21 protein-coding genes, 2 tRNA genes and 1 pseudogene are annotated in these 22,098 nt (G+C 63.1%); 7 read left to right on the top strand and 17 right to left on the bottom strand.

All coding sequences use genetic code 11. The features are described from left to right. Window positions 1-7: 7 nt before the first annotated feature. The 3 genes from ACI944_RS01320 to ACI944_RS01310 all read right to left on the bottom strand — a co-directional run bounded on the left by ACI944_RS01320 (window position 8) and on the right by ACI944_RS01310 (window position 1,306). Window positions 8-232, bottom strand: a complete 225-nt coding sequence (locus ACI944_RS01320) for a hypothetical protein (RefSeq protein ID WP_411717261.1) — start codon at window positions 230-232, stop codon at window positions 8-10. Between the two features lie 171 nt (window positions 233-403). Then, window positions 404-829 (bottom strand): hypothetical protein, encoded by a 426-nt coding sequence (locus ACI944_RS01315; protein WP_411717260.1) that lies wholly within the window; start codon window positions 827-829, stop codon window positions 404-406. Window positions 830-901: 72 nt separating this feature from the next. After that, complete coding sequence (locus tag ACI944_RS01310) at window positions 902-1,306, bottom strand: acyl-CoA thioesterase (protein ID WP_411717259.1); 405 nt, start codon at window positions 1,304-1,306, stop codon at window positions 902-904. 267 nt (window positions 1,307-1,573) lie between these two features. Here ACI944_RS01310 and ACI944_RS01305 point away from each other — a divergent pair, with 267 nt between their 5' ends. Continuing rightward, window positions 1,574-1,984 (top strand): disulfide bond formation protein B, encoded by a 411-nt coding sequence (locus ACI944_RS01305; RefSeq protein ID WP_411717258.1) that lies wholly within the window; start codon window positions 1,574-1,576, stop codon window positions 1,982-1,984. A gap of 373 nt (window positions 1,985-2,357) precedes the next feature. On the opposite strand, the gene ACI944_RS01300 is transcribed toward ACI944_RS01305, so the two are convergent. Then, window positions 2,358-2,489: transfer RNA gene (locus ACI944_RS01300), tRNA-Met, on the bottom strand. A 118-nt stretch (window positions 2,490-2,607) separates the two neighbouring features. Here ACI944_RS01300 and ACI944_RS01295 point away from each other — a divergent pair. Beyond that, window positions 2,608-3,672, top strand: coding sequence for a hypothetical protein (locus ACI944_RS01295; RefSeq protein WP_411717257.1), 1,065 nt, complete (start codon window positions 2,608-2,610; stop codon window positions 3,670-3,672). 68 nt (window positions 3,673-3,740) lie between these two features. Here ACI944_RS01295 and ACI944_RS01290 read toward each other — a convergent pair whose 3' ends face one another. Then, window positions 3,741-4,103: a DUF5830 family protein gene (locus tag ACI944_RS01290; protein WP_411717256.1), complete on the bottom strand. Its 363-nt coding sequence runs from the start codon at window positions 4,101-4,103 to the stop codon at window positions 3,741-3,743. 153 nt (window positions 4,104-4,256) lie between these two features. Here ACI944_RS01290 and ACI944_RS01285 point away from each other — a divergent pair, with 153 nt between their 5' ends. Beyond that, window positions 4,257-4,916: a TVP38/TMEM64 family protein gene (locus ACI944_RS01285; protein WP_411717255.1), complete on the top strand. Its 660-nt coding sequence runs from the start codon at window positions 4,257-4,259 to the stop codon at window positions 4,914-4,916. Here ACI944_RS01285 and ACI944_RS01280 read toward each other — a convergent pair. The 6 genes from ACI944_RS01280 to trpD all read right to left on the bottom strand — a co-directional run bounded on the left by ACI944_RS01280 (window position 4,913) and on the right by trpD (window position 12,680). Next, window positions 4,913-5,038, bottom strand: coding sequence for an HVO_2523 family zinc finger protein (locus tag ACI944_RS01280; protein ID WP_411717254.1), 126 nt, complete (start codon window positions 5,036-5,038; stop codon window positions 4,913-4,915). The two genes, ACI944_RS01285 and ACI944_RS01280, sit on opposite strands and share 4 nt — an antisense overlap. A gap of 85 nt (window positions 5,039-5,123) precedes the next feature. Beyond that, window positions 5,124-8,288: an adenosylcobalamin-dependent ribonucleoside-diphosphate reductase gene (locus ACI944_RS01275; protein WP_411717253.1), complete on the bottom strand. Its 3,165-nt coding sequence runs from the start codon at window positions 8,286-8,288 to the stop codon at window positions 5,124-5,126. A 600-nt stretch (window positions 8,289-8,888) separates the two neighbouring features. Then, entirely contained in the window at window positions 8,889-9,473 is a 585-nt protein-coding gene (gene trpG / locus ACI944_RS01270) for an anthranilate synthase component II (protein WP_411717252.1), read from the bottom strand. Next, complete coding sequence (gene trpE / locus ACI944_RS01265) at window positions 9,473-11,059, bottom strand: anthranilate synthase component I (protein ID WP_411717251.1); 1,587 nt, start codon at window positions 11,057-11,059, stop codon at window positions 9,473-9,475. The genes trpG and trpE overlap by 1 nt, the downstream gene beginning before the upstream one ends. Beyond that, window positions 11,056-11,682: a phosphoribosylanthranilate isomerase gene (locus tag ACI944_RS01260; protein WP_411717250.1), complete on the bottom strand. Its 627-nt coding sequence runs from the start codon at window positions 11,680-11,682 to the stop codon at window positions 11,056-11,058. Before ACI944_RS01260 ends, trpE begins: the two co-directional genes overlap by 4 nt. Continuing rightward, window positions 11,679-12,680, bottom strand: a complete 1,002-nt coding sequence (gene trpD, locus ACI944_RS01255) for an anthranilate phosphoribosyltransferase (protein ID WP_411717268.1) — start codon at window positions 12,678-12,680, stop codon at window positions 11,679-11,681. Before trpD ends, ACI944_RS01260 begins: the two co-directional genes overlap by 4 nt. Window positions 12,681-12,877: 197 nt before the next feature. Here trpD and ACI944_RS01250 point away from each other — a divergent pair. From ACI944_RS01250 to ACI944_RS01240, 3 genes are all read left to right on the top strand, one after another. Beyond that, window positions 12,878-12,952: transfer RNA gene (locus ACI944_RS01250), tRNA-Val, on the top strand. 66 nt (window positions 12,953-13,018) lie between these two features. Continuing rightward, window positions 13,019-13,171: a hypothetical protein gene (locus tag ACI944_RS01245; RefSeq protein WP_411717249.1), complete on the top strand. Its 153-nt coding sequence runs from the start codon at window positions 13,019-13,021 to the stop codon at window positions 13,169-13,171. 145 nt (window positions 13,172-13,316) lie between these two features. Further along, complete coding sequence (locus ACI944_RS01240) at window positions 13,317-14,603, top strand: sulfatase-like hydrolase/transferase (protein ID WP_411717248.1); 1,287 nt, start codon at window positions 13,317-13,319, stop codon at window positions 14,601-14,603. A 1-nt stretch (window position 14,604) separates the two neighbouring features. Here ACI944_RS01240 and ACI944_RS01235 read toward each other — a convergent pair whose 3' ends face one another. Continuing rightward, the gene (locus ACI944_RS01235; RefSeq protein ID WP_411717247.1) at window positions 14,605-15,096 is read right to left on the bottom strand and encodes a metal-dependent hydrolase; all 492 of its coding nucleotides are present in this window, start codon (window positions 15,094-15,096) and stop codon (window positions 14,605-14,607) included. A 360-nt stretch (window positions 15,097-15,456) separates the two neighbouring features. Here ACI944_RS01235 and ACI944_RS01230 point away from each other — a divergent pair, with 360 nt between their 5' ends. Beyond that, window positions 15,457-15,978, top strand: coding sequence for an alpha/beta fold hydrolase (locus ACI944_RS01230; RefSeq protein WP_411717246.1), 522 nt, complete (start codon window positions 15,457-15,459; stop codon window positions 15,976-15,978). A 240-nt stretch (window positions 15,979-16,218) separates the two neighbouring features. Here ACI944_RS01230 and ACI944_RS01225 read toward each other — a convergent pair whose 3' ends face one another. From ACI944_RS01225 to ACI944_RS01205, 5 genes and pseudogenes are all read right to left on the bottom strand, one after another. Continuing rightward, entirely contained in the window at window positions 16,219-17,910 is a 1,692-nt protein-coding gene (locus ACI944_RS01225) for a hypothetical protein (protein ID WP_411717245.1), read from the bottom strand. Window positions 17,911-18,477: 567 nt separating this feature from the next. After that, complete coding sequence (locus ACI944_RS01220) at window positions 18,478-18,768, bottom strand: winged helix-turn-helix domain-containing protein (protein WP_411717244.1); 291 nt, start codon at window positions 18,766-18,768, stop codon at window positions 18,478-18,480. Window positions 18,769-19,072: 304 nt separating this feature from the next. Further along, the gene (locus tag ACI944_RS01215) at window positions 19,073-21,202 is read right to left on the bottom strand and encodes a hydrogenase iron-sulfur subunit (RefSeq protein ID WP_411717243.1); all 2,130 of its coding nucleotides are present in this window, start codon (window positions 21,200-21,202) and stop codon (window positions 19,073-19,075) included. An 82-nt stretch (window positions 21,203-21,284) separates the two neighbouring features. Next, window positions 21,285-21,683: a hypothetical protein gene (locus tag ACI944_RS01210; RefSeq protein WP_411717242.1), complete on the bottom strand. Its 399-nt coding sequence runs from the start codon at window positions 21,681-21,683 to the stop codon at window positions 21,285-21,287. Between the two features lie 62 nt (window positions 21,684-21,745). Then, window positions 21,746-22,098, bottom strand: a pseudogene (locus ACI944_RS01205) (putative selenium-dependent hydroxylase accessory protein YqeC); the annotation flags it as partial.

Genomic DNA, 22,098 nt, shown 5'->3' with positions numbered 1-22,098 from the left:
CCGGCCGTCACCGACCGTAGCTGTGTCCGATAATCAACGCGGCGACGTTTGCGAGCACAAGCGACCCGAAGAGTAGGTACTCAGTTCTTGTCCCGAGACCACCGAGAAACAGCACGAAAGAGCAGAACGGCAACAGGACGGCGGACCAGAACGCCCCGGCCTTGAGCGGCTTCGGGAGCAAGGCACTTCGAGCGGGCCAGCCGTGTTCGTTCGGTGACGTGGAGGGTTTCATCGTGTCTGTCGCAATGCCCGGGGACCACTAATACCCGACCGAGGGTTCGGGTCGTTTCACCGGATTTTACACCGTCTCCGGCCACAGCATGGACGTTTCATAGCGGATCGAGCAGCACGCAAACATTTCAAAACCCGTTTTGCAGCCGTCTTGAGCGCCCGACGGCGATGATCAACCGAGCGTCGCGATCCGCACCTCGTGGACACCCACCGGGGTTTCGATCGTCGTCCCCTCGCACACCGCCGCCTGGACGCGGTCGCGCCACGCCTCGACGGCGGCCTCGTGGCGGGTCCGATGGCGCTCGGGCGTGTACGTCTTCTCCGGGTCGGATCGGAGTTCGTCCTCCGTGTCGTCCGGCGAGGGAAACGGCGGCATGGTTTCGAGAAATCGCTCCGGCGGGACGTGCAGCGGCTGCGGGTCTTGGTACTCGCTTTCGGTCCCGTCCAGGTGGAGACGGGCCCGCATCCGCCCGCTAAACGGCGGCGTCACGCGCAGGACGGCCCCCGCGTCGCGTCGCTCGTTGGCCTCGATGGCGGTCACGATGTCGTCGGTCGTCACCGCGAGTACGCGGATGACCGTCGGATCGTCTGACTCCACACCCGAACATGGGCGGCCGTCACAATCAGCGTGTCGACATCGGACGCCGGGCGTTCGAGTCTCGCTACCCGCTCAAAGTCCGGGTTCGAACTCGGCGAACCGCTGGCGCCACGAGTCGGGGATCCGGCTCGGCTCGCCGTCCTCGACCGCAACAATCGTTCCGTCGGCGGTTGCGGCTGGTTCCCCCTCATCGCTGGCAAAAATGCGCGATCGCATCCGAAAGCTCGATCCGCCGATCTGGGTGACGCCGCAGGCGACCCGAACCGTTCGGTCGTCAATCGTTAGTGGGTGGGCGAACTCGACCGACTGGCTCGCGAGCACCATCTCGCGCTCCTCCCACGGGGCGTCCAACACGCGATCGAAGTATCGGAGCCTGGCCTGCTCAAGATACGTCGCGTACACCGCGTTGTTGACGTGTCCGAGGGTGTCGAGATCGCGAAACCGGACCTGGAGTTCGGTCTCGAACGGAAGTTCCATGCCGGAATGTCGGCAAGGACGTCGAAATCGGTTTCGTTTCACATATCGTCGGGACGACCGCATGGCTCGTCGTCGGCAAACCTGTCGGCAGGCTGGTTGACGCCGGAATTCGCATCAGTATGGTTTTCGAATACAGTTATTAGTGAACGGTTCCGAAGCACACGGATCACCGGTGGGCTCCCGCGAGCACTCGCGTTATTTTTGTACCGTAGTGCGGCCTTAATCAGGACCAGAACGTTCAACTTTGTTTTCAGCCGAGAGTACGGTATGCGCCGTCGAATAGTAGTCGGTTGCACGCTTGTGGCGTTCATCGCCACTGTCGGGAGTCTCTATTTTAGCGAAGTCGCTGGCTACACGCCGTGCGAACTGTGCTGGTATCAGCGAATCCTGATGTATCCGCTGGTAGTCATTCTCGGTATGGGGGCATACGAGGGCCGAATGACGGTCTGGAAGACCGCCATACCGTTGTCGGGGCTCGGCGCGGGGATCGCAGCATACCATACGTATATACAGATCTCGCCGACCGGCGGGGCAACCTGTGGCGTCGGAGGTTGTGGCGGAATCCTCTGGCGTGGACTCGGCGTATTCACGATCCCACGTCTCTCGTTGCTGTCGTTCATGTTGATTACTGTGGGATTGGGAGTCGTCGCATATCTCGGCTGGCTGGGAGAGCCGTAGTTTGTTCGCGGACCGCTCGGATGAAGGCCGGTTGTCGGGCCTCGAACCGAAGTCTATCCAATCTCGACGTTAGGACCCGCCTCCTCGGAATGCTCAGAACAGGGTTCCCGGCGTGACTGTCGATGTCTCCATCAAATCATACAGAGCGCTCGGGCCTTTTATATCACCTCGGTTACCGTGTCGATATCATCTGCGGACGTCTCGACACGGACTGCGCGCGCCCTCTTGCCGGGACTCTCGATCGTACTGATCGTCGGGTCCGTGCAGTCGAGGCAGCCGAAACGCGGCTGGAAGCTGTAGTCACTCACTCGAATATACCCCCAGCGAATCGCCGTTATGCGTGGCTCTATGCGAATATAAAGATCTTGAGAAGTGCCCGGGGAGGGCTCCGAACCCTCGATCTCCGCATGTCCCAGGAACGAGGCGCAGGCAGCGCCTCGGGACATCGCGGCTACCGCCTCGTACCCTATGAGTGCGGCGCTATGTCCAGCTAAGCCACCCGGGCTCACATACTGGTTGCTCGCTTTCGCCCTTCAACTTTCCTATCTCCCTCGGTCGATTCGGGGTGTCACCGCCCCGCACGATCACACCGTTTTATACTGTGGTGCGGGCACACCACAGGTATGAGCGAACTGCCCGACCTGCTTTCGGAGGCCGTCAGCGATGAGGCGATCATCGACACCGTTGACATCGGCGGCGGAGACGCAATCGCTGTGACACCCAAACGGACCTACCTCTATCGCTCGGAGGGGTTGTTGCGGGACGAGTCCATCGAGACGTTCGAGCACGCCGTCGAGCGACTCTCGGTCCGGACGAAGCGCCGGAAGAGTTCGATCAAACTCGAAACGATGGAGGGCGAGGCGAGCTTCACCGTCCCGTCCGATATCTCGGACTCGGTCGTCGAGTCGATGATAGAGGGTATCCTCCTGACCACCGGCGCTATCACCCCCGACGAAGAGCTATCGGCGTTGTTTCGATTCAGCGAACTCACCGTCATCGTCACCGACCGGCGCTTGTTCGAACACGTCGGAAACGCCGTCTGGGACGGGGACTTCGAAACCGTCCAGTACGCCGATTTGACCGGCCTGGACTTCGAGCGCGGCAGCGTGGCGACGCAGGTCGTGCTTGAGACCGAGGACCGCCGCCGTCGGGTTAAGGTCCCGAACGAACACGCCGGAACCGTCCGCCAGCGGATCCAGGCAGCGGTTCTCGCGTTTCACGATGTCGCTTCCATCGAGGCGTTCCGGGCAAAACACGCCGAGTCGGAACAGGATAAAAAAGAAAACACTCATCCGGCGGAGGGTACCGGGGCGAACACCGGCGGCACTGAACCGTCCGGGACGAACGGCGCCGGCGCGGACGACGACCGGGGCTCGACCGACGAACGCAACGCCGTCACGACCGGCCGGTCACTCCCCGCGGATCAAGACCCCTCGGAGGCGGTGTACCGGCGCAACGCGGGGACTGACACGGCAACAGACGAAGACTCGAAGCCACAGAGCACGGCAGACAGCGACGGGACGATCACCGATCGAACGGGCGAGATCGATGCCCTCTCGGAGCAGGTCGATACCCTCTCGGAGCACGTTGATGACCTCTCGGAACAAGTCGAACAACAGACCGAACTCATCGAGAGCCAACAGGATCTTCTCGAACAACTCGTGGACGAGCTTCGGCGCGGTCGGTGAACGACGGAGTGGTGCGTCCTCCGTCGGCGTTCCCGCCCGACCGCGTCCGACGGAGCACGCCCGGCCGGTTACTCCCGGCCGGTCACCTTCCGGATGCAAGAGGAGCCGAAGGGGCCGTGCTCGCCGGCCGCAAGGTTCATGAAATATCCCGTCGAGATCGACGCGCCACAGCGGCGACACTCGAAGTCGCCCTCCCGAGAGACAACCTCGCTCTCGAAGCTGAGGAACCGCCCGGAGACCGGCGTAACCGTCTCGCCATCCCGACGGATGTGCCCGCGGCGCTCGGCTTCCTCTAATATTGCTCGCGTCGTCTCCGGGTGCGTGCTCACCGTCTCGATCCGATCGACGACCTCGGGAAGCGACAGTTCGGCGTGCTCGAGGCGGGCGAGCAACTGCACGCCAAGTTCGACGGGGTCCTCGTCTCGCGCCACGCGCCGATTACGTTGTGGGTGGTCTTAGAGGCATGGATCGATAGCGATCAGGGGCGAGCGCGTTGCTCGGCGGCGGCATCCGAGACACTCGCGCGTAGCGACCCCGCCGGGACGACCACAAGAGGTTTGTCGCCGCGGGCGATTCCTTTTCGCGTGCATCGCGCGACCGTTCGGCAACTGCTCGGCATCGGGGTCCTCGGGTCGATCGCGGCGGCCGCCGCGCTCTCCGTCTCCCCCGAAGCAATCCTCGGCGAGATGGACGCACTCGCCGGCCGTCCCGTGTTGCTCGCGGTCGTTCTTCTCGTCTTGTATCTCACCCGGCCGCTGCTCGCGTGGCCCATCAGCGCGCTGTCGATCCTCCTGGGGTACCTGTTCGGCCCCGGTGCGATTCCGGTCGCGCTCGCCGGCGCCGTCGTTACGACGCTACCGGCGTACCTGCTCGCGCGCCACCTCGGCCACGACGCGGGGCTGTTGGCGCGGGTCGGCGACGCCGGGGCGGTCGTCAGGCGAACGACCGGAGACCTTCGGGGCGTGATCGCCGTCAGGCTCGCGCCGCTTCCGACCGACCCCGTCTCCTACGCCGCCGGAATCGCCGAAGTCCCGTTCCGGCCCTATGCCCTCGGGACCGCGCTGGGCGAGGCACCCTGGGTCGGAACGGCGGTCCTGCTCGGTGCCTCGATGGGGCAACTCGCCACGACCGGCCCCACCGCAAGCCCACTCTTGATCGGGACGGCGGCCGCACTCGCACTCTTGATGGCGCTGTCGCGGCCCGCCTACCGCCGCCTCGCTGGCGAAACGGCGGAGACGGTTTAAAATACAAACGGGTCGCTGCAGTCGACGACGACGCCGTGCTGTGGGCAGACGTACTTACAGTGGCGTTTGTACATCTGCGCGTCGCACATCGGACACGGCCGCCCGCCCGCCTCGTTGCCCATACAGATAACGCGAACGAGGCGATAAAAAAAGTCATCGGGGCGAGCCGTCGGCCGCACCCCGAACACGCTCTACTCGTCTACCGGTTCAACACTCCGACCAGCCGCAACTCTCGCAGGTCTTGCAGCCCTCGGAGTAGTACAGCGTCATGCTCCCACAGTCGGGGCACTCGGGTGACTCGCCCGCGTCGATGAGCGACTGTGCGGCGTCGGTGTCGTCGTTCGGCGACGCCGGCGAGCCCGTCCGCCCGCTCGCCCCCGGGTCCGTGACCGCGCCGCCGTCGGTCTCGGGGGGCGTCACGGAGCTATCATCGACCGGCCGTTCCGTGTCCTCCGATCGATCGGCGTTGTCGGCGATCTCCGTGAGGTTCTGCTGTTGTGGATAGGCTTTGTCAACCTCGCCGTCGAGGTAGCGGCGCATCGCTGTCCCGATCGCATCCGGAATTGAGTTGATCTGTTCGCCCTTGTCCCAGGCGACCTTCGGCGACCGGATACCCTGGAGTTCGTCGGCGATTTCTCGGGGATCGACGCCCGAGCGGAGCGCCGTCGAAATTGTCTTCGCCAGCGCCTCTGTAAAGGAGGCGGTGAACCCGCCGGAGTTGCCGATGTTCGCGAACAGCTCGAACGGGCGGCCGTCCTCGGGGTTTTCATTGATATTGACATAGAGCTTTCCGTAGCCCGTGTCGATCCGCTGGGTGACGCCGTGGAGCACGTCGGGGCGGGCCTGCTTCTTCCCGAGTCCGGGGGAGACGTCGAGCAGTTCGCGGACGTCCGCTTCGAGGACCGCCGCAACCTCCTCGCTGTCGAGGAAGTCCTCAATGCCGCCGAAGATCTCTTCGATGTTCTCGATGATCGCCTCGGCGGCCTCCGCCTCGTCGGCGAACTCGGTGTTTTTCGCTCGCGTCGTGAGCACCTGCTTCGACCGGGTGCCGTCGCGGTAGTAGGTAACACCCTTGCCGCCGTGGTCGTAGATGTACTCGAAGACGTCCTTTGCGTCCTCCAGCGTCGAGTCGTTGGGTGCGTTGACAGTCTTCGAGATAGCCGAATCAACGCCTTCCTGGCAGGCGACTTGGACGCCAGCGTGGTCCTTCGCCGAGAGGGCCCCGGTCGTCACGAACAGCTCGCCGATCGCGTCGGGAACCGTCGAGAGGCCGTCGATGCCATCAAACGCGTTTTCGGCCATCTGCTCTTGGGCTTCCCGCTTGACCGCCTCGACGTCGAGATCGTTCTCCTCCAGGACGCGGAGGAAATAATCATCGAACTCGACGAGCATCTCGTCGCCTTGGACGTCGTCCGAGACGTTCTTGTAGAAAGCGACGTTATAGATTGGCTCACAGCCGCCGGTGGTGTTGCCGATCATCGAGGTCGTCCCGGTCGGCGCGATCGTCGTCGTGTTGTGGTTCCGCATCGCGAAGCCGTCTTCCCAGTCGTCGGCGTCGAGACCGGTCTGTTTCTCGAACCACTCGCGGTACTCCGTGGGATTGCCGTATTTCGATTTCCCCCATTCCTCGAAGACACCGCGTTCCTCGGCGAGTTCGTGGGAGGCCCACTTCGAGCCGTGGTTTATATGCCGCATCACCTGTCGGGCGACCTCGTTGCCCTCCTCGGAGCCGTACTTGATGCCGAGTTGGATGTACAGCTGTGCTAAGCCCATCACGCCGAGGCCGATCTTCCGCATCTCCCGAACCTTTTGTTCGATCTCCGGCACCGGGAAGTCGGACATCGTGACGACGTTCTCGAGGAACCGCGTACCGAGCGCGATACGCTCGTCGAACGCCTCGAAGTCGATGGCCTCCTCAAGGAAGGCGTCGACGGCGGCTTCGAGGTCGGCGTACTCCTCGCCGTGGTCGTCGTACCAGACCCGCCAATCCGGGGACTCGAGGTCCGCGAGCGTCGAGAGGTTGATATGGCCGAGGTTGCAGGCCTCGTACTCCTCAAGCGGCTGTTCGCCACACGGATTAGTCGCCAGAATTCGGTGCTCCGGGTGTTCCTCCACGTCGAAGGAGTGCTCCTTGTTGATTCGTTCGAGGTAGACGACGCCGGGTTCGCCGTTCTCGTGGGCGCCCTCAAGAATGTGCTCCCAGAGCTTCTCGGCGGGCACCGATAGCGTCTCACCGACCTCGACATGCTCGCCGAGACCGAACATGTCGTAGAGTTCTTTCGTCTCGGGCGTGGCAACGTGCGGCTCGCCCGTCCGGGGGTTGGTGAACGTGTACTCCTCGCCGGCCTTCAGCGCCTCCATGAACCCGTCGGTGACGCCGACGGAGATATTGAAATTCGAGAGGTGTCCTTCGACCGCGTTCCGGAGGTGTTCGGGCACCTTCCCCTCGTCGTCGATGAGTTCGCGGGCCTCCTCTAGGGCGTCCTCGAAGGAGTTGTGAGTGAAGTCGTCCGGGTCGTTCAGGCGGAGCGTCTCGGCAAGGGAGACGTCCTTGTTCTTCGCGTGAATGAACTGGATAACGTCGGGGTGTGAGATGCGCATGACGCCCATCTGTGCGCCGCGGCGGGCGCCGCCTTGGGCGATCGTCTCACACATCTGATCGTACGTGCGCATGAACGTTATCGGCCCGGACGCGATTCCGCCGGTCGAGCCGACCGCGTCGCCGTAGGGGCGGAGCCGCCAGAAGGCATACCCCATCCCGCCGCCGCTCTGGAACACCTCTGCGGCCTCTTTAGCGGTTTGGTGGATATCGTCTATGTCGTCCTCGGGCGAGTCGACGAAACACGCTGAGAGCTGTTGGAGTTCATCGCCGGCGTTCATAAGCGTCGGCGAATTCGGCATGAACGAGAGCCGCTCCATCTGTTCACGGAAGGCCTCGGCGGTGTCCTCAACGTGGGCTTGGACCTCTTCGGGAAGTTCGGGGACCACCGTCTCGTAGGCGAACTTGTTGACGTTGTACACCGAAAGGGTCGTTTCAGCGTCCGAATCGGCGGTGGCCCCTGCTCCGAACACATCAGCCGCGAGTTCGTCGCGGCGGGGGTGGTCGGGTTTGAGTTGATCGGGCGTGACGGTGATCTCGACACCCTGCTTTTCGGATTCAAAAACGGCTTCGGCCAGCGCGACGTTTTTTGCGACGCGCTCGAAGAGGTCTTCCTGTTCCTCTATTGGCTCGCCGTCGCTGTCCTTCCGGAGGTACCGAGCGGGGAGGATGTTGTGGTATGCGTTGCCGGTGAGGCGATTCGCCATCGTGTCGCCGGTCGTCCGTTTGATCGGAAGAGTGAGTTCGTCCGCGGAAGGGTCGGCCCCGGCCATCACTCCGCCCTCCGGGTCGGTGCCGCTTTTTTTACTGCTGTAATGCGTTCAACGAAGTGTCCTGTGCGGGTCATTTGTGACGAAGTCTGCGTACTGGTGCATGCCGGATAACCCTTGGCATCGGGGAATATATCGGCGATTCGATGGGTCCTCTGAGGCACGCGTTGCTGTGTCTCGGATCCGGTATACGTGTGCCCCGCGCGTACGACCGGATGGAACTAACCGGACGCACATAAGACTACTCAGTCCGGGGTGAAAGTGAAATTTATCCAGCGAAACCGACGTGCGTGGCTTTCTTTCCATCGGAAACAGTTGGGGGTTCGAGACAGCAATCCATCGAGGATGATCGAACCGGTCGCCGCGTGAGTCGACCCCGGCCCGCCGCGTCGTCCGCTGTCTCGAAGCGGACTCGCCGAGCCGCCTGATTCCGAGACGTGACACTTACCAGACATCACTCGAAAAAGACGTTTTCTCGGTATCGGCGGGTCGAACCGGACGATCGTGCAGTACCGCGTGCTGGACAAGGTATCCGAGTCACCGAGAGCGGGCCGACCGTGCAATCGGTCGCGGTGACGTCGCACCGACCGCGAATTGTCAGCGTCAGACTGATCGTAAGAAGTTCCCGACGACGTCGTGTCCGACGGCGGTGAGGACCGACTCGGGGTGGAACTGGACGCACTCGATCGGGTACTCACAGTGTCGGATACCCATCACCAACTCGGTTCCGTCGTGATCCGTCGTCGCGGTTATCTCGAAGCAGTCGGGAACGTCGAGAGCGACGAGAGAGTGGTACCGGCCGCCCTGAAAGCCCTGTTCGATCCCCCGGTAGACGCCCTCACCGTCGTGGTCGATCTGGAACGCCTTGCCGTGGATGGGTTCCGGGGCCCGATCGACGGTGCCGCCGTACTCGTAGACGGCCGCCTCGAGGCCGAGACAGACCCCGAGCGTCGGGGTTTCGGGGCTTATCTCCCTGAGTACGTCCATGGTGACTCCCACGTCCCGGTTGTTCTTCGGATGGCCGGGGCCCGGTGAGATGACGATCGCATCGGGGTCGGCAGCGCGGATCGTCTCGATTTTGGCCGTGTTGCGGAGCACCTCGACCTCAGTCCCGCTGTGCTGGCTGACGTACTCGACGATGTTGTACGTGAACGAGTCGAAGTTATCGACGAAGAGCACGTCCGTCATCACCGGACCTCCGTCGGTTTGGATCCCGTTTCGATGTCCCGCAGGGCGGCGAGCACCCCGCCCATCTTCTGTTCGGTCTCCTCGTGTTCGCTTTCGGGGTCGGAGTCGGCAACGATCCCGGCTCCAGCTTGGACAGTCACCCGATCCGTCCCGTCGACACCCGCATCCCGCTCGACAGTGGCGGTCCGGATGACGATCGCGAAGTCGGCGTCGCCGCTCAACGAAACGTAGCCGACGCCGCCGCCATAGACGCCGCGCGGGCGGTCCTCAAGATCGTCGATGATCTCCATCGCACGGATCTTCGGCGCCCCCGAGAGCGTCCCGGCTGGAAACGACGCGCGCGTCGCGTCGAAGGCATCGCAGTCGTCCGCGAGCGTACCGGTTACCGTCGACTCGATATGCTGAACGTGGCTGTACTTGAGAACGTTCATGAACTCCTCGACGCGGACGCTGCCGGCCTCGCTGACCCGGCGGACGTCATTGCGCGCGAGATCGACCAACATCGTGTGTTCCGCGCGCTCTTTGCCGTCCGCGAGCATCTCCCCGGCCAGGCGTCGGTCCTCGACGGGGCTCGTTCCGCGGGCGCACGTCCCCGCGATCGGGTTGCTGATTACTTCCTGTCCCCGGACAGAGACGAGCGTCTCGGGTGAGGCCCCGACTATCACGAGGTCGTCGTAGTCGAGGAGGTACATGTACGGCGAGGGGTTGATCTCCCGGAGAGACTGGTACAGCCCCAAGGGGTCTATCTCGCCGTCCAGTTCGCGCGTCCGCGAAATGACGCCTTGGTAGATGTCGCCGTCAAGGACGTGTTCTTTCGCCCGTTCGACGGCCGCCTCGTATGTTGACTTCGCCCCAGCACGCTCGGTTACCGGCCGGAAGCCGTCGGTCTCGAGGGTGTCGTGGCCCGCGAGCAGCGATTCGACCCGGCTAACCTCCTCGACGATGTCCGCATAAATCCGGTTCGGATCGTCCTCGGGGCGGACGAGTGGGGTGAAGACGAGCGAGACCGTTCCGGCGGCGTCGTCGAACACCAGCGTCGCCGTCGTAAGCACGAACTGGGCGTTCGGCACCCGGGAGTCGGGGCGCTCGAGGCCAACGTCCTCGAGCCAGAGGTCGTACACCGCGTCGTACGCCAGAAACCCGACCAGACCCCCCTGGAGTCGCTGGCGTCCGGTTTCGGGAAAGTTCCGGAGCGGAACGTCCGGGAGCGCGCCCCGGAGCGTCGCGAGCGTGTCGCCCCCGCTTGGATCGACGAATCCCTCGTATCGGTCGTCGAGGACATCGACCGTTCCGCCGGCATCGCCGTCGACGGTCACGACTGCCGCCGGATCGTAGCCGACGAACGAGTACCGAGCGTGACGACCGGCACCGTCGCCGGCCCTAAACGCGCCGTCCGGGTCGCTCGAGGCGACCTTTTGTGCACTCTCCAAGAGGAACGCGTGGGCAGCGGATTCGGCGTCGGTCGTCCGTCCGGTCAGGGCGGCGTACGCGTCCAGCGGCTCCGTCGAGACGTCCAACTCGGCGACGGCGCGGACGACTGCCGGTCCCGCATCGGCCAGTTCGACGAACGCCGACTCGGAGATCACAGGTGCCCCCGTGCATGCCGAACGAAGGCGTCGACCAAAACGGGCTCTTTCCGCCCCGGCCGCTCTTCGACACCGCTGGCGACGTCGACAGCGAACGGGTCGACCGTTTCGACCGCTTCAGCGACGTTTTCCGGCGTCAACCCGCCGGCGAGGACGACCGGCGACGAGAGATCGGACACAAGATCGCGCGTGCGCTCCCAATCGTGCGTCGACCCGGTCCCGCCCGCCCCGGCCTCATCGAGCGAATCGACGAGCAGCGCATCCGCGACCGTATCGTAGCGCGGCGCGTCGTCAGGGGAGACGGCCACGACCACGCCTGCATCGAGGTCAGCCGAAATGGACGCGATCTCCTCGGGGGCAGAGTCACCGTGAACTTGGACGATGTCCGGCCCGACGCGTTCAGCCAGTCCGGTCACCGACTCTAGTGGATCGGGCATGGTAACCAGTACCGTCGTGACAAACGGCGGGGTCGCCGAGACGATATTGGCTGCCCGCTCGGCATCGATCTCTCGGGGCGTCTCGACCGGGACGTCGACGGTGAGCCCGATCGCGTCCGCGCCCGATTCGACGACTACCTCAAGATCCTCTCGGGTTGTCACGCCACAGATCTTTGCCCGGGTCATGGCTCGAACCCACGCAGCGACTCGAGTTGGCCGCTCGCCGCCCCGGAGTCAATCGCCTCCCGGGCGGCGTCGACGCCATCGGCAATGCTTTCTGTGGCCCCGGCAACGTAGATTGCCGCACCCGCATTCGCGAGGATGATCGATCGTTTCGCGCCCTCGACCGATCCATCAAGTATCCCCCGCATATCGCTCGCGTTCTCCGCCGGCGATCCGCCGGCCACGGCCGAAAGGTCGTATCGGTCGAGGCCGATGTCTTCGGGGGCAAGCGTGTACTCTTCGACGGAGTCGCCCTCAACTTCGGCAACCGTCGATTCGCCGTGGACGCCGATCTCGTCCAGTCCCGCGCCGTGGACGACGAGCGCCCGCTCGACCGCCATCCGTGAGAGGGCGTCCGCCAACACCGGTACCAGTGCTTTGTCGTAGACGCCGACGACTTGGGCGTCCGCGCCGGCGGGGTTTGTCAGCGGTCCGAGCACGTTGAACACCGTCCGCATCCCGAGTTCCTTTCGAGGGCCGATGACGGCCTTCATCGCCGGGTGGAACACGGGCGCGAGCATGAACCCCATCCCGGTTGATTCGATGCAGCCCTCGACTGCCGGTGGTTCGGCATCGATCGTGACGCCGAGTTCTTCCAAAACGTCGGCGCTGCCCGACGACGACGAGACGGAGTAGTTGCCGTGTTTCGCGACCGGCACGCCTGCCCCGGCGGCGACGAACGCGCTCGTCGTCGAGACGTTGATGGTGTCGTGGCCGTCGCCACCGGTCCCGCAGGTGTCGACCAGCGGCTCCCGGTTCGGCTCGATCGTCCGGGCCGCGGCGCGCATCCCCTCCGCGAAGCCGGCGATCTCACCCTCCGTCTCCCCCTTTCCGCGGAGCCCCGCGAGCAGCGCCCCAATTTGCGCCTCGGTCGCGTCCTCGAAGACGCGCCCGGCCGCCTCGCGTGCGTCCGCCTGTGTCAAGTCCTCGCCGTCGGTAACCCGCTGAATGTACTCTTTCATCATGATCACTAGTAACCAAGACTGGGTTGTAATGTACAAATGAGTACATAAATATAAGCGTATCGTTGATGACCGCGGTCAAAAATCTCTTTATCACCGCCGTTCTCGTCCCGTGTTTCCGATCCACAGATGGGCGGAGATCCGAAAGCTTCAATTACATCACCCGGATATCGATGAGTGTAGTCAAAGGCTGGTAAGGGTTCGTGGTCTAGGCTGGTTATGACACCTCCTTGACATGGAGGAGGTCGGCAGTTCAAATCTGCCCGAACCCATAACAATTTAAACATTTTCGGTGCCTCAGGTAAGCAGCCTAAAGTATCTTCCGGCGGTGAAAGCCGATGAGCCGCCCCGACTCGGGCGGCGACACCGCCACTGTCGAACCCAAAATCTGCGAGTACTGCGGCACCTACATTATCGAGGCCGACCAGCGCTGCCCCGCCCTCGCTGACTCGCTTTATTATGTCACCAACTCGCGCTACTACGCTGGTTGAGAGCGTGCCCGGAACCAGTTGGCCTGAGGACCGAGCAGCAGTTCGACGACGGCGGGCAGGATCATCAGCCAGAGCCAGTCCGGGCGATAAAAAGTCACCCCAGTCCGCCGACACACATAATATCCCGAAACACGTGCGGCCAGTCGTGGCCGCCCTCCCGAACGTGTACCTCCTGTCGGCCGACTCACTGCGGGCCGACCACGCTGAAGAATTAATGAATCGAGTTGCAGAGCGCACCGGTGGTACGCGGTTCACGAACGCAGTGGCACCGGCGTCTCACACCGCCAGTTCTGTTCCCGGCTTGCTCACCGGCCAGTATATCGACGGTAACGGGCCTGGCGACGGGAAACCGCTGCCGGAGTCACTGGGAGCAGACGAGTACCAGACGCAGGTCGTCACCGACAACCCTCTCATCGGCTCCGTGCTCGAGCAAGACACCGGCTCGAATAACGCGAAAGGGCTCGAAAACGTGCTCGACGACCTGTTACCCCGCGGACTAACCAGAAGCATCGAACGGTGGTACTTCCGGTGGGCCTGGCCGATGGCCAGGCGGTACGGTCTCGCGAACGCCTACTACCGGCCAGCAGGTCTTCTCCACGAGACCGCCCTCGATTCCCTTTCGGATGTCGACGGACCGTCGTTTTCCTGGGTCCACTACATGGATACCCACAGCCCGTACCACGTTCCTCGCGGAGCCGAGAGCACCGATGTATCCGGTCGCTACCGGACCGCGGCAACGTCCCGACGTATCGCACTCGAGCGTCCCGAAGCAGTGAGTAAAGAGGACCTGGCATCGGTGTCGCGGCTCTATCGGACTGCGTGTTCCGAACTCGGCGACTCTGTGGTCGATTTCGTCGAGCAACTCATCGAAGACGGGCAGTACAGACCGGAGACGGACATTCTGGCAGTAACCGCCGACCACGGTGAGTGTCTCGACACGGACCGTGGAATGGTCGGTCACGTTCCGCCGGCGTCCTGGGAGTCTCTCGTTCACGTGCCGCTGGTTGTGGCACGTCCCGACTGGCCGGAGACAGAGGTGGCCGAGCAGGTTTCTCTCGTCGACCTCCCGGCCATGCTCGGCGCCGATATTGGCGAAACACGGGCGCCGGCGACTTTCTCGCGGGAGTACGCGGTCACCGTCGCTGGGTCGCTCACCGATGTCGGGACGGTCCGTGGCGTCCGACGCGACAATGGCACCAAACTGTTCGGGCGCCGCACAGATCAGGGGGTCGACGTCGTCCAGACAATGTACGACGTTGGTGACCCGAGCGCAGAAACCGTTGTTTCCACCTGGAGTGGTGACGACACTGCCGCCGGTGCACCGACCGACCTGACCGACAGGCTCAGGGATATGGGTGGGGTAGTCGAGCACGGCTCGTACCTCCCCGGATTTGACGAGGAACAGCTGCGGTCGCTCGGCTACCTAGAGTGAATCAGGATTTCGCGGCTGCGGTCCGACTGTATTGCCACTGGAAAAGCAGATATCCCGCGACGGCCCAGATACCGGCTTCGAGGTAAAACGAGGGCGTGCCGACGTACTGCACCACGAAGGGACCCGGACCGGCTTCGATAGAGTCCCACTCGCTCACGAGCGGCCAGAGCAGGAACACGGTGTTGCTCGGCCGGCCGTTGAGCGAGAGGTGGACTGCGTCGGCGGCGAGGTGACTCGCCCACCCGACCGCCCCCGCCTGTACTATCCGCATGACGCGACCTCTACTGGTCGTCCGCACGACGAGCCAGACAGCGAGAATCGGAATTCCGAACAGGACTGAGTGGGCGACTGAATGATAGAACGTCGTCACTCCGATCATGGCCAGTGGCTTGTCCACGAGATCCGGGAGTGCTGCGCCCGCGACGGCCCACACGACCGGGAATCGCCGTCGGGCCACGAGGGCTGCGATGACGAGGTGCGTGGGGAAGAGCACGCTTTTGTTAGGACGTGCTCGGATTTTGCTCTTCTGGTCGGACGAGTGCCTCGGCGGCGGTGGTTCTCAGACATCGTCTCAGCAGCAACAGCGCGGCGCTCAGAGCCGTGTGAGCGATTCTGAGCTCACTGGATTAGCGTGTCAACGACTTCCCTCACCGCCCGTCGGCAGGAATGTTTCGACGGTCGCGTTGACTATAGCCGTTACAGTAGAGAGTTCCAACGGCTCGGGGGTGCCGGTGCTTGCTGGACCGTGCGGCGCCGGCGCAGCAAGAGGAGCAACTGCACCACACCGCCACTCTGGAACCGCCGAAACGTCCGGGTCGGAATGTTCAGTTGACGACGGGCGCAACCTCGTAATATGTTCGCAAGCTTCGGGGACCAGCGCGTCGACGTCGGTGACGCGGAAATCTTCCTCCGGCGTGGCGGCGACGGGCCACCGCTGCTGCTGTTGCACGGCTACCCGCAAACGCACGCTGCCTGGCACAAAATCGCCCCGGAGTTGGCTGAAGAGTACACTGTCGTCGCGCCGGACCTCCGTGGGTACGGTGATAGCGTGGGTCCCGATGACCCTGAGACAGCCGAGTACACCAATCGCGTCATGGCTGAAGATATGGTGGCAGTCATGGACGAGCTGGGCTACGAGGAGTACCTAGTCGCCGGCCACGACCGTGGCGCCCGTGTGGGCTACCGGTACGCGCTGGACCATCCCGACCGCGTCCGAAAGCTGGCGGTGTTCGATATAATCCCCACGCTGGAGACGGTGGAGGCGATGGACTACCGATACGCGAGGGGATGTACCACTGGCTCTTTCTCGCCCAGCCCCATCCCATCCCGGAGCGACTTATCTCGCACGAGCCCATCTTCTACGTCGACCACTTGATCGAGAATTGGGCCGCGTCCCCCGAGCACCTCGCCGACGAGGCCGTCGCCGAATACCACCGCTGTTTCGAGCGGGAGTCGGTCATTCGAGCTAGTTGCGAGGACTATCGTGCAGGGTTGAGTGTCGACCTGAAGCACGACAGCGCCTCGCGAGAGGCCGGCGAGCGAATCGAACCCCCGCTGCTGGCGGTGTGGGGCGGGCGGGGCCTCCGGGACGGTCGAGGGTACATAGCAACGGCACTTAGTGTGGCCAGGACGCTCCAGGTTCGTGTTCTGCGGCTGTCCGACGGAGCTCGTCCAGCGTGTCCGCGGGCTTCTCACCGGGGATCTGGATCTTTGCCTTCGGATCGTACTGTAGGTATGGCATGAATTCCGGTCCCCCCTCAACGGTAGTTTCTGCTCCATTAGCGAACACGTCAGTCATGAGTGCGAAGGCCACCTGCTCGCCGAGTTTGACGCCCCAATAGTGGTCGCTGTAGTAGTGGACGCCGGCAAACATTCGCCCAAGCCCGACGTTGGAAACCAGTTTGTCGATCTCTTGATGAACGCCGTTGTGGTCGGCTGGAACCTCGATCTCGGCCACGTCGGTGCCGAGGTGGTCGTCACCGGAACTGGCCCCAAGCTGGTCGCGCTCGTGGGTGACGACGTGGTAATTCAAGTCGATGTCGCTCCAGTCGACGTTCGAGAACCACGTTTTCAACACGGTGCCGCAGGCACCTGCGATGACCGAGTGGCCGCTGGGGTATGCCGGGTGGACGGGTGAGCCCTCCTTGTAGGCGGTCGAGAGGTAGTCCGACTCGTGGGGGCGAGCCTCAATCAGGTCCGCATTGGTGAGTAACTCGTCGATCCCGAAGTCCGCGTTGTCCCGCAACTGTGCGTGTAGTCGGCCACCGTACGTCTCCGGGCGACACCTGAAGTGGCGCTCGTACTTCTGGTGAAACGCCGCCAGCAGTGCCGCGCGAGCGGCTCGTGCGACCATGTCGAGCAGCCCGACTGGGCCGCCGTCCGTATAATTGAACACCCGCTCGCTGTCGGGCAAGTCGTCGCCGGTCATCACGTACTCCAGTCCGGGGTCGAGCGGCACCTCGTCGTCGTTGAGAAGTTGCAGCGCCGCGATGAGGTACTCTTGATACGGCGGTTCGGCGTTGACAATCGTCGCCAAATGGCGTGGCGTCGCTATGTACCTCTGCGGCTCCGATGGGCCTCTAGGGTCGGTCTCAGAAGCGAATTCGTCGTTCCCTTCGAGGGTGTCTCGCCAGTCCGGTGGCTTGATGTTGAAATCCTTGTTGGCCTCGTAGCGAAGGTACCGCTGTTCGACCGGCAATGACCACAGTTCGAACTTGTGTACGAGGAACTGCGAGATATACGGCCCCCAAAAGTCGACAGTGCCGTCGCCGGCCTCGACGAACAGCCGTTGGGTGTCGTACCAGCGTTCGCCCGGACCCCCGGCGGCCCGATCGAGGTCTTCCCGTAGTGCCTCGATGGTGTTGACCAGCGCGTCTGAACTGTCCTCATCTTCGAGCACCGCTTCGACGCTCTCTCTATCGTCTCCCTTCGGCCCGGTCAGCTCGTTGGGCCAAGCGGTAAACGGCACATCCCGCAACTGTTCCATGGCGTACGTGTCGAGCATCTCCGCGGCATTCACCTCTCCCCTCGGGTCGGGCGCTGGCGGCATCCGTCCCTGATGTGAATCCATTCCTGCTAGCGGCACCGAGTTCGCACCCGGCACCCCAATGAATAATCGCTCCCCGCCACGCTCGAATGTGTCCCCGCCTGTGTACTTCCCCTCAGCCACTGCATCGAAGTAGTTGTCTCTCTTCTTCGCGGCCGATACGACGCCTTCGGTATACTGCTCGTCGTTGTTGTCGGTCGCCAGTGGCATCCCTTTGGTAAACCAAAACGGCGCGATATCTATGTCGCGGAAGGACCTCATATCACTATACCGGTCGTTGACGCGCTGATCGATATCGTCCAACCCATCGAGGGGCGTTGCTGGGGATCGTGACCCATCATCGCCAGGGTTTGGGTCATTGTTCCCTGATGACATATGCCGTCGCTAGGACTATTACCTATTATATTTTGTCCGGCTAGTGCCGCGTCAAGTCTGAACTACTAGAATTAACCGAGAGACGCTGTATCCGATAAATCTAGCGATTCACGGCTGAAGCGGCACTAGTACTCGCCGTGTACGAACTCAATAGATGATCTGTGACAAACGCGGACTCTATCTTGCATCTCAGCTGCTGAGTTATTTGCAGCATCGCTAGTTATTATGGATATTTCTCCGACAGTTGTTATGCTTGGAAGATCACTTCTAGTGGCGAACACAGCATTATCAGCAGATGATATCCGGACATTCCTTAGAGGTCTAACGCATGATGCGTCCACAGTATACCATCACAGAATTGAGGACCATTCACTAGTCGTTTATCAGTCCGTTGGAACAAACAATTCTGAATTTAATTAAGCTGATCGAAACTGATGCCGACTACTAATTTATTTATGCAGCGTGCGGATTCAGTTTATCGACGTGTTCCGCCGCGTCGAGATCACAATCGAAATACCGCTGTCCCTCACCGGTCAGTTCGTACATCGATGCGTCCTCGGAGATCGGGGCGATGAGGCCGGCATCGAACAGTAGCTCGAGACGTTCGTGCGCTCGGTCTTCCGGGGCGTTCGTTGTCATGATGTCCTCGATCAACCGCGCGGTCGACCAGCCCTCCCGATTGAGGATCTCCATGATCCGTTCGTCGAGCGGGCACATCCAAGGCGCCGATCGGCGATCGCTCATATCTCACCCGGTTGTTCACCAGCCGACGGCGCGCCGTTGTGATCTCCGTTCCGTATCCATACTCCGTTTTCCGCATCGTGTTCACCGTCGAGGTATCCTTCTCCTTCTTCCGTTAGACGTTCCGAACCCATACTATTCTAAAAGTTCCTCCCGTAGTCTGCCCTGGCAGTTATACACATATCCGATACTCGACTTTCGATCAGTCGCCCCCGACTCACCTCAACGCCCCAAGGTCATCGAAGCAACGGTCCGCTAGTTACTCAGCTGCTGAGCTAGTCATAAACTGCGACCCGGCCGTGGCCGTTTACATCCCGATTAGCTCGGCTCGACAGTCCGCACAGTAGTTGACGATGCTCTCCTCGGCCTCCGGGGCGATGTTCTCGAGTTTGTCGCCGACTCGATCCTCGATGGCGTCCCGCGTCGCCTCGCTGGCGAACTCCCGCCCGCAATCGGTACACCGCAGCATCGTCCCCTCGTACAGTTGCGTCCAGGCCGGATCGATCGGGTCGTCGCTATGCTCCGGTAGCAAGGAGAGGTCGAGGCCGCTCTCGAGGGTGATGACGTCCTCGACGCAGACATCCGCACAGAGCCCGCAGTTGACGCAACGCTCGTGGTTGAAATCCAGGCCGTCGCCCGTCCGTCTGAGCGCGTCGGTGGGGCAGAAATCAGAGCATGTTGGGGTGAGCGTACAGCCATCACCGACATCGACGATCCCGAACGACTCGAGGCCGCGGATGTGCTCACGCTCGGGGTCGGCGTGTTCGAGAATCGCGCGGACGCTCTCAAGGGCCCATCCGTGCGTGTCGAAGGCCGGGTTGGGGCGATCGGCGTCATCCAGTTGTCCAGTCGCCTCGTGCTCACCGACGGGGATCGGGGAGGAATCGAGCGTCTCGACGGCAAACCGCGAAACGGCCTGTACGAACGCGCTCGGATCGGCCGGGTCAGGGGCGAAGAAGTCGGCCCGCTCGCCGAGGCCCAGGTCGGCCGTCGCCCGGTTGAGCCGTTCGACCAGTTCGGCCTTCGGGTCGGGCCCGGAGTGGAGGCATTCGCCGCCGCAACCGACGATCGCGACGCCGTCGGCGCCGGCCGCAAGTGCGTGTAGCACCTGCGCCTCGCCAACGGTGTCGGTGCAGTTGACTTCCACGGGAAGAATCGGCGGGTACTCGACTTCGAGCGCCCCGGCGGCGGCCAATCGGCCGTACTCCCGGAGCGCGTCCCGGGCCTGCTCGGAGCAGACGAACGCGACAATCGGCGACTCGATCGCGCTCTCGGAACCGCCCAGCAGCCCGCTCACGAATCCGCCATCGTCCTCGCCGGGGTCGAGAAGCGCCTCGACCTCGCGGGCGATTCGTTCGTTGCTGGGGTCGTCGAGGCCGACCGCCCCTGTCGGGCAGGCACTGGTGCAGGCGCCGCAGTTCTGACAGCTGTCGCGGTGGAATCCGACCTCGTCGACGGCGGTTCGTTCGACCGCGTCGTGCGGGCAGGCGTCGACACAGACGTTACAGCCCGCCTCGCGGTTGTGGCCGGCGGCGCAGACGTCCATATCGAGATCCAGAAAGTCCGGCCCCTCGAACCCGCCGAGCAGCCGTTCGACGCTGTCGATCGTCACCGCGTCCACCGGTCCGGTGTAGAAGCCACGCTGGCCGCCGACGGGGCCGCCGTCGCCGCCGGGGTAGACAACCTGATCGCATTCGATCGTCCGCTCGACGCCGTCCATCTCGATGGCGTCGGTCGGGCAGACGTCAATCCAGTCACCCCGGGGTGCGTCCGGGTCGATGTCGACCGGCCGGCGCGTCACCATCCCGTCGGGGCCGGCGTGGACGCACTTCATACAGGAGATGCAGTCCTCCGTCACCTGCGCCCGTACCGTCACCTCGAATTCTCCGTAGGTGCCATCGACATCAACGACACGACCACGCTCGACGGAGACGTCGTCAACGTCAGCGTCGGCGAGTTCAGCGCCGTCCGCAATTAAAGTGACATCCGCGGCCCCGGAGAGTGCCGAGGCGGTTTCAGGGTCCCCGGCGACGACGATGTCGTAGCCAGCGTGGTGGATCGAACTCCGCGGCATCGTCGTCTCCCGGCGCCCGGCTCGGGCGGCGTTGACGAGTCGGGAGGTCTTCTCGGTCGCGGCCGCCTCCTCGTGGACCCATCCAGCCCGTTCGCGCTGGTCGACGAACTCGATCTCCTCGCGGCGGATTCCTTGTGACTCGGCGACCGTGGCTAGTTTCTCCTGCATCTCCGATTGGGGGCAGGTCACGACCAATTCATCGAGATCGTACTCCTCTAAGACCTGCTCGAAGGCCCCGATCTTGTCCTGACAGAGCAGACTCGAACTCGCCGCGACCTCGACATCTTCGATCCCTTCCCGGGCCGCTTCTAGGTCGATGTCGCAGGTCCCAGCACACGAACAGACGAAGGCTCCGGTGTCCATCACCGTCAGTATTGAACGCTCGGGTGTAAACCTGTCGCGGTGGATACCGAGTTAAGACCGGATCATCGCCGGCGACCCGCGGTCACGTCCGCATCGACTCGCCCTCGGGTGAGAGCTCAACGCCGACATTCTGTCGGGTCTGTTGGTCGATCTGGTCGAGGTTTCGAACCAACACCTCGAGAATGTCTGCCGGTTCCGGGTAGACGAGGATGCGCTCGTCGGCGTCCTCGATCACCAACTGCGTGTCCCGCAGCGTGACCGTATCACCCTCGATGCCAGCGATGACGACCGAGAGCGCTTCCGCATCGTCGGGCTCGCCGTCCTCAACCTTCGTGATGTACACCGCATCGAGGTTGATAAAGTCCTTGTATTCGCGGATCTGCTCGGCGCAGGCGACCATGTCGCGCGTGATCTCGGTCTTCCGATCGTTGCCGTGGGTCCCATCGTAGCAGTGTTGACACACCCGCAACTCCATTCTCATACCCGTCCGTTCCGGTCGAATCATCATGACGATTACGGCGTCGCCTCGACCCGGTCCCCGGCTCACTCGACGATGTCGACGACTCGCCCTCGATCCATCCGCCCGAGGACGACCCGATCGACCCGCGACGAGGCACACAGTTCCGACGCGATGGGTCGGGCCGTCGCTTCGAGGCCCTCGTTGTCGACCATGTTTATAAGTGGGACGACACGAGCACCCTCCGGACGGCCCTTCAGCCCGCCCTCGTCGTGGGTGAGCACCGTCACGAGGTCATCAGAGCGTATCGGATCGCCAAGCGACAGGTCCGTGAGTGCCGCGACCCGTTCGGGACGGTGGACGTGCTCCGGATCGAGGGGCTTGCCAACGGCCTGGACGCTCGCGACTGGGACGAGTAGGTCTGTCGAGTCCGGTACCC

The organism is Natronomonas sp., from assembly GCF_046710025.1.
GTDB lineage: Archaea > Halobacteriota > Halobacteria > Halobacteriales > Haloarculaceae > Natronomonas.
Note: the sequence above shows the minus strand (reverse complement) of the source record. Positions and strands in the feature narration are given on the sequence as shown.

Excerpts from the sequence above, each read along its gene's own strand:
- ACI944_RS01225 (WP_411717245.1), bottom strand. The coding sequence starts at position 17,910 with ATGAGGTCCTTCCGCGACATAGATATCGCGCCGTTTTGGTTTACCAAA.
- ACI944_RS01215 (WP_411717243.1), bottom strand. The coding sequence starts at position 21,202 with ATGGACACCGGAGCCTTCGTCTGTTCGTGTGCTGGGACCTGCGACATC.
- ACI944_RS01305 (WP_411717258.1), top strand. The coding sequence starts at position 1,574 with ATGCGCCGTCGAATAGTAGTCGGTTGCACGCTTGTGGCGTTCATCGCC.
- ACI944_RS01220 (WP_411717244.1), bottom strand. The coding sequence starts at position 18,768 with ATGAGCGATCGCCGATCGGCGCCTTGGATGTGCCCGCTCGACGAACGG.
- ACI944_RS01210 (WP_411717242.1), bottom strand. The coding sequence starts at position 21,683 with ATGAGAATGGAGTTGCGGGTGTGTCAACACTGCTACGATGGGACCCAC.
- trpD (WP_411717268.1), bottom strand. The coding sequence starts at position 12,680 with ATGAAAGAGTACATTCAGCGGGTTACCGACGGCGAGGACTTGACACAG.
- ACI944_RS01310 (WP_411717259.1), bottom strand. The coding sequence starts at position 1,306 with ATGGAACTTCCGTTCGAGACCGAACTCCAGGTCCGGTTTCGCGATCTC.
- trpG (WP_411717252.1), bottom strand. The coding sequence starts at position 9,473 with ATGACGGACGTGCTCTTCGTCGATAACTTCGACTCGTTCACGTACAAC.
- ACI944_RS01260 (WP_411717250.1), bottom strand. The coding sequence starts at position 11,682 with ATGACCCGGGCAAAGATCTGTGGCGTGACAACCCGAGAGGATCTTGAG.
- ACI944_RS01295 (WP_411717257.1), top strand. The coding sequence starts at position 2,608 with ATGAGCGAACTGCCCGACCTGCTTTCGGAGGCCGTCAGCGATGAGGCG.
- ACI944_RS01230 (WP_411717246.1), top strand. The coding sequence starts at position 15,457 with ATGTTCGCAAGCTTCGGGGACCAGCGCGTCGACGTCGGTGACGCGGAA.
- ACI944_RS01280 (WP_411717254.1), bottom strand. The coding sequence starts at position 5,038 with ATGGGCAACGAGGCGGGCGGGCGGCCGTGTCCGATGTGCGACGCGCAG.
- ACI944_RS01320 (WP_411717261.1), bottom strand. The coding sequence starts at position 232 with ATGAAACCCTCCACGTCACCGAACGAACACGGCTGGCCCGCTCGAAGT.
- ACI944_RS01245 (WP_411717249.1), top strand. The coding sequence starts at position 13,019 with ATGAGCCGCCCCGACTCGGGCGGCGACACCGCCACTGTCGAACCCAAA.
- ACI944_RS01275 (WP_411717253.1), bottom strand. The coding sequence starts at position 8,288 with ATGGCCGGGGCCGACCCTTCCGCGGACGAACTCACTCTTCCGATCAAA.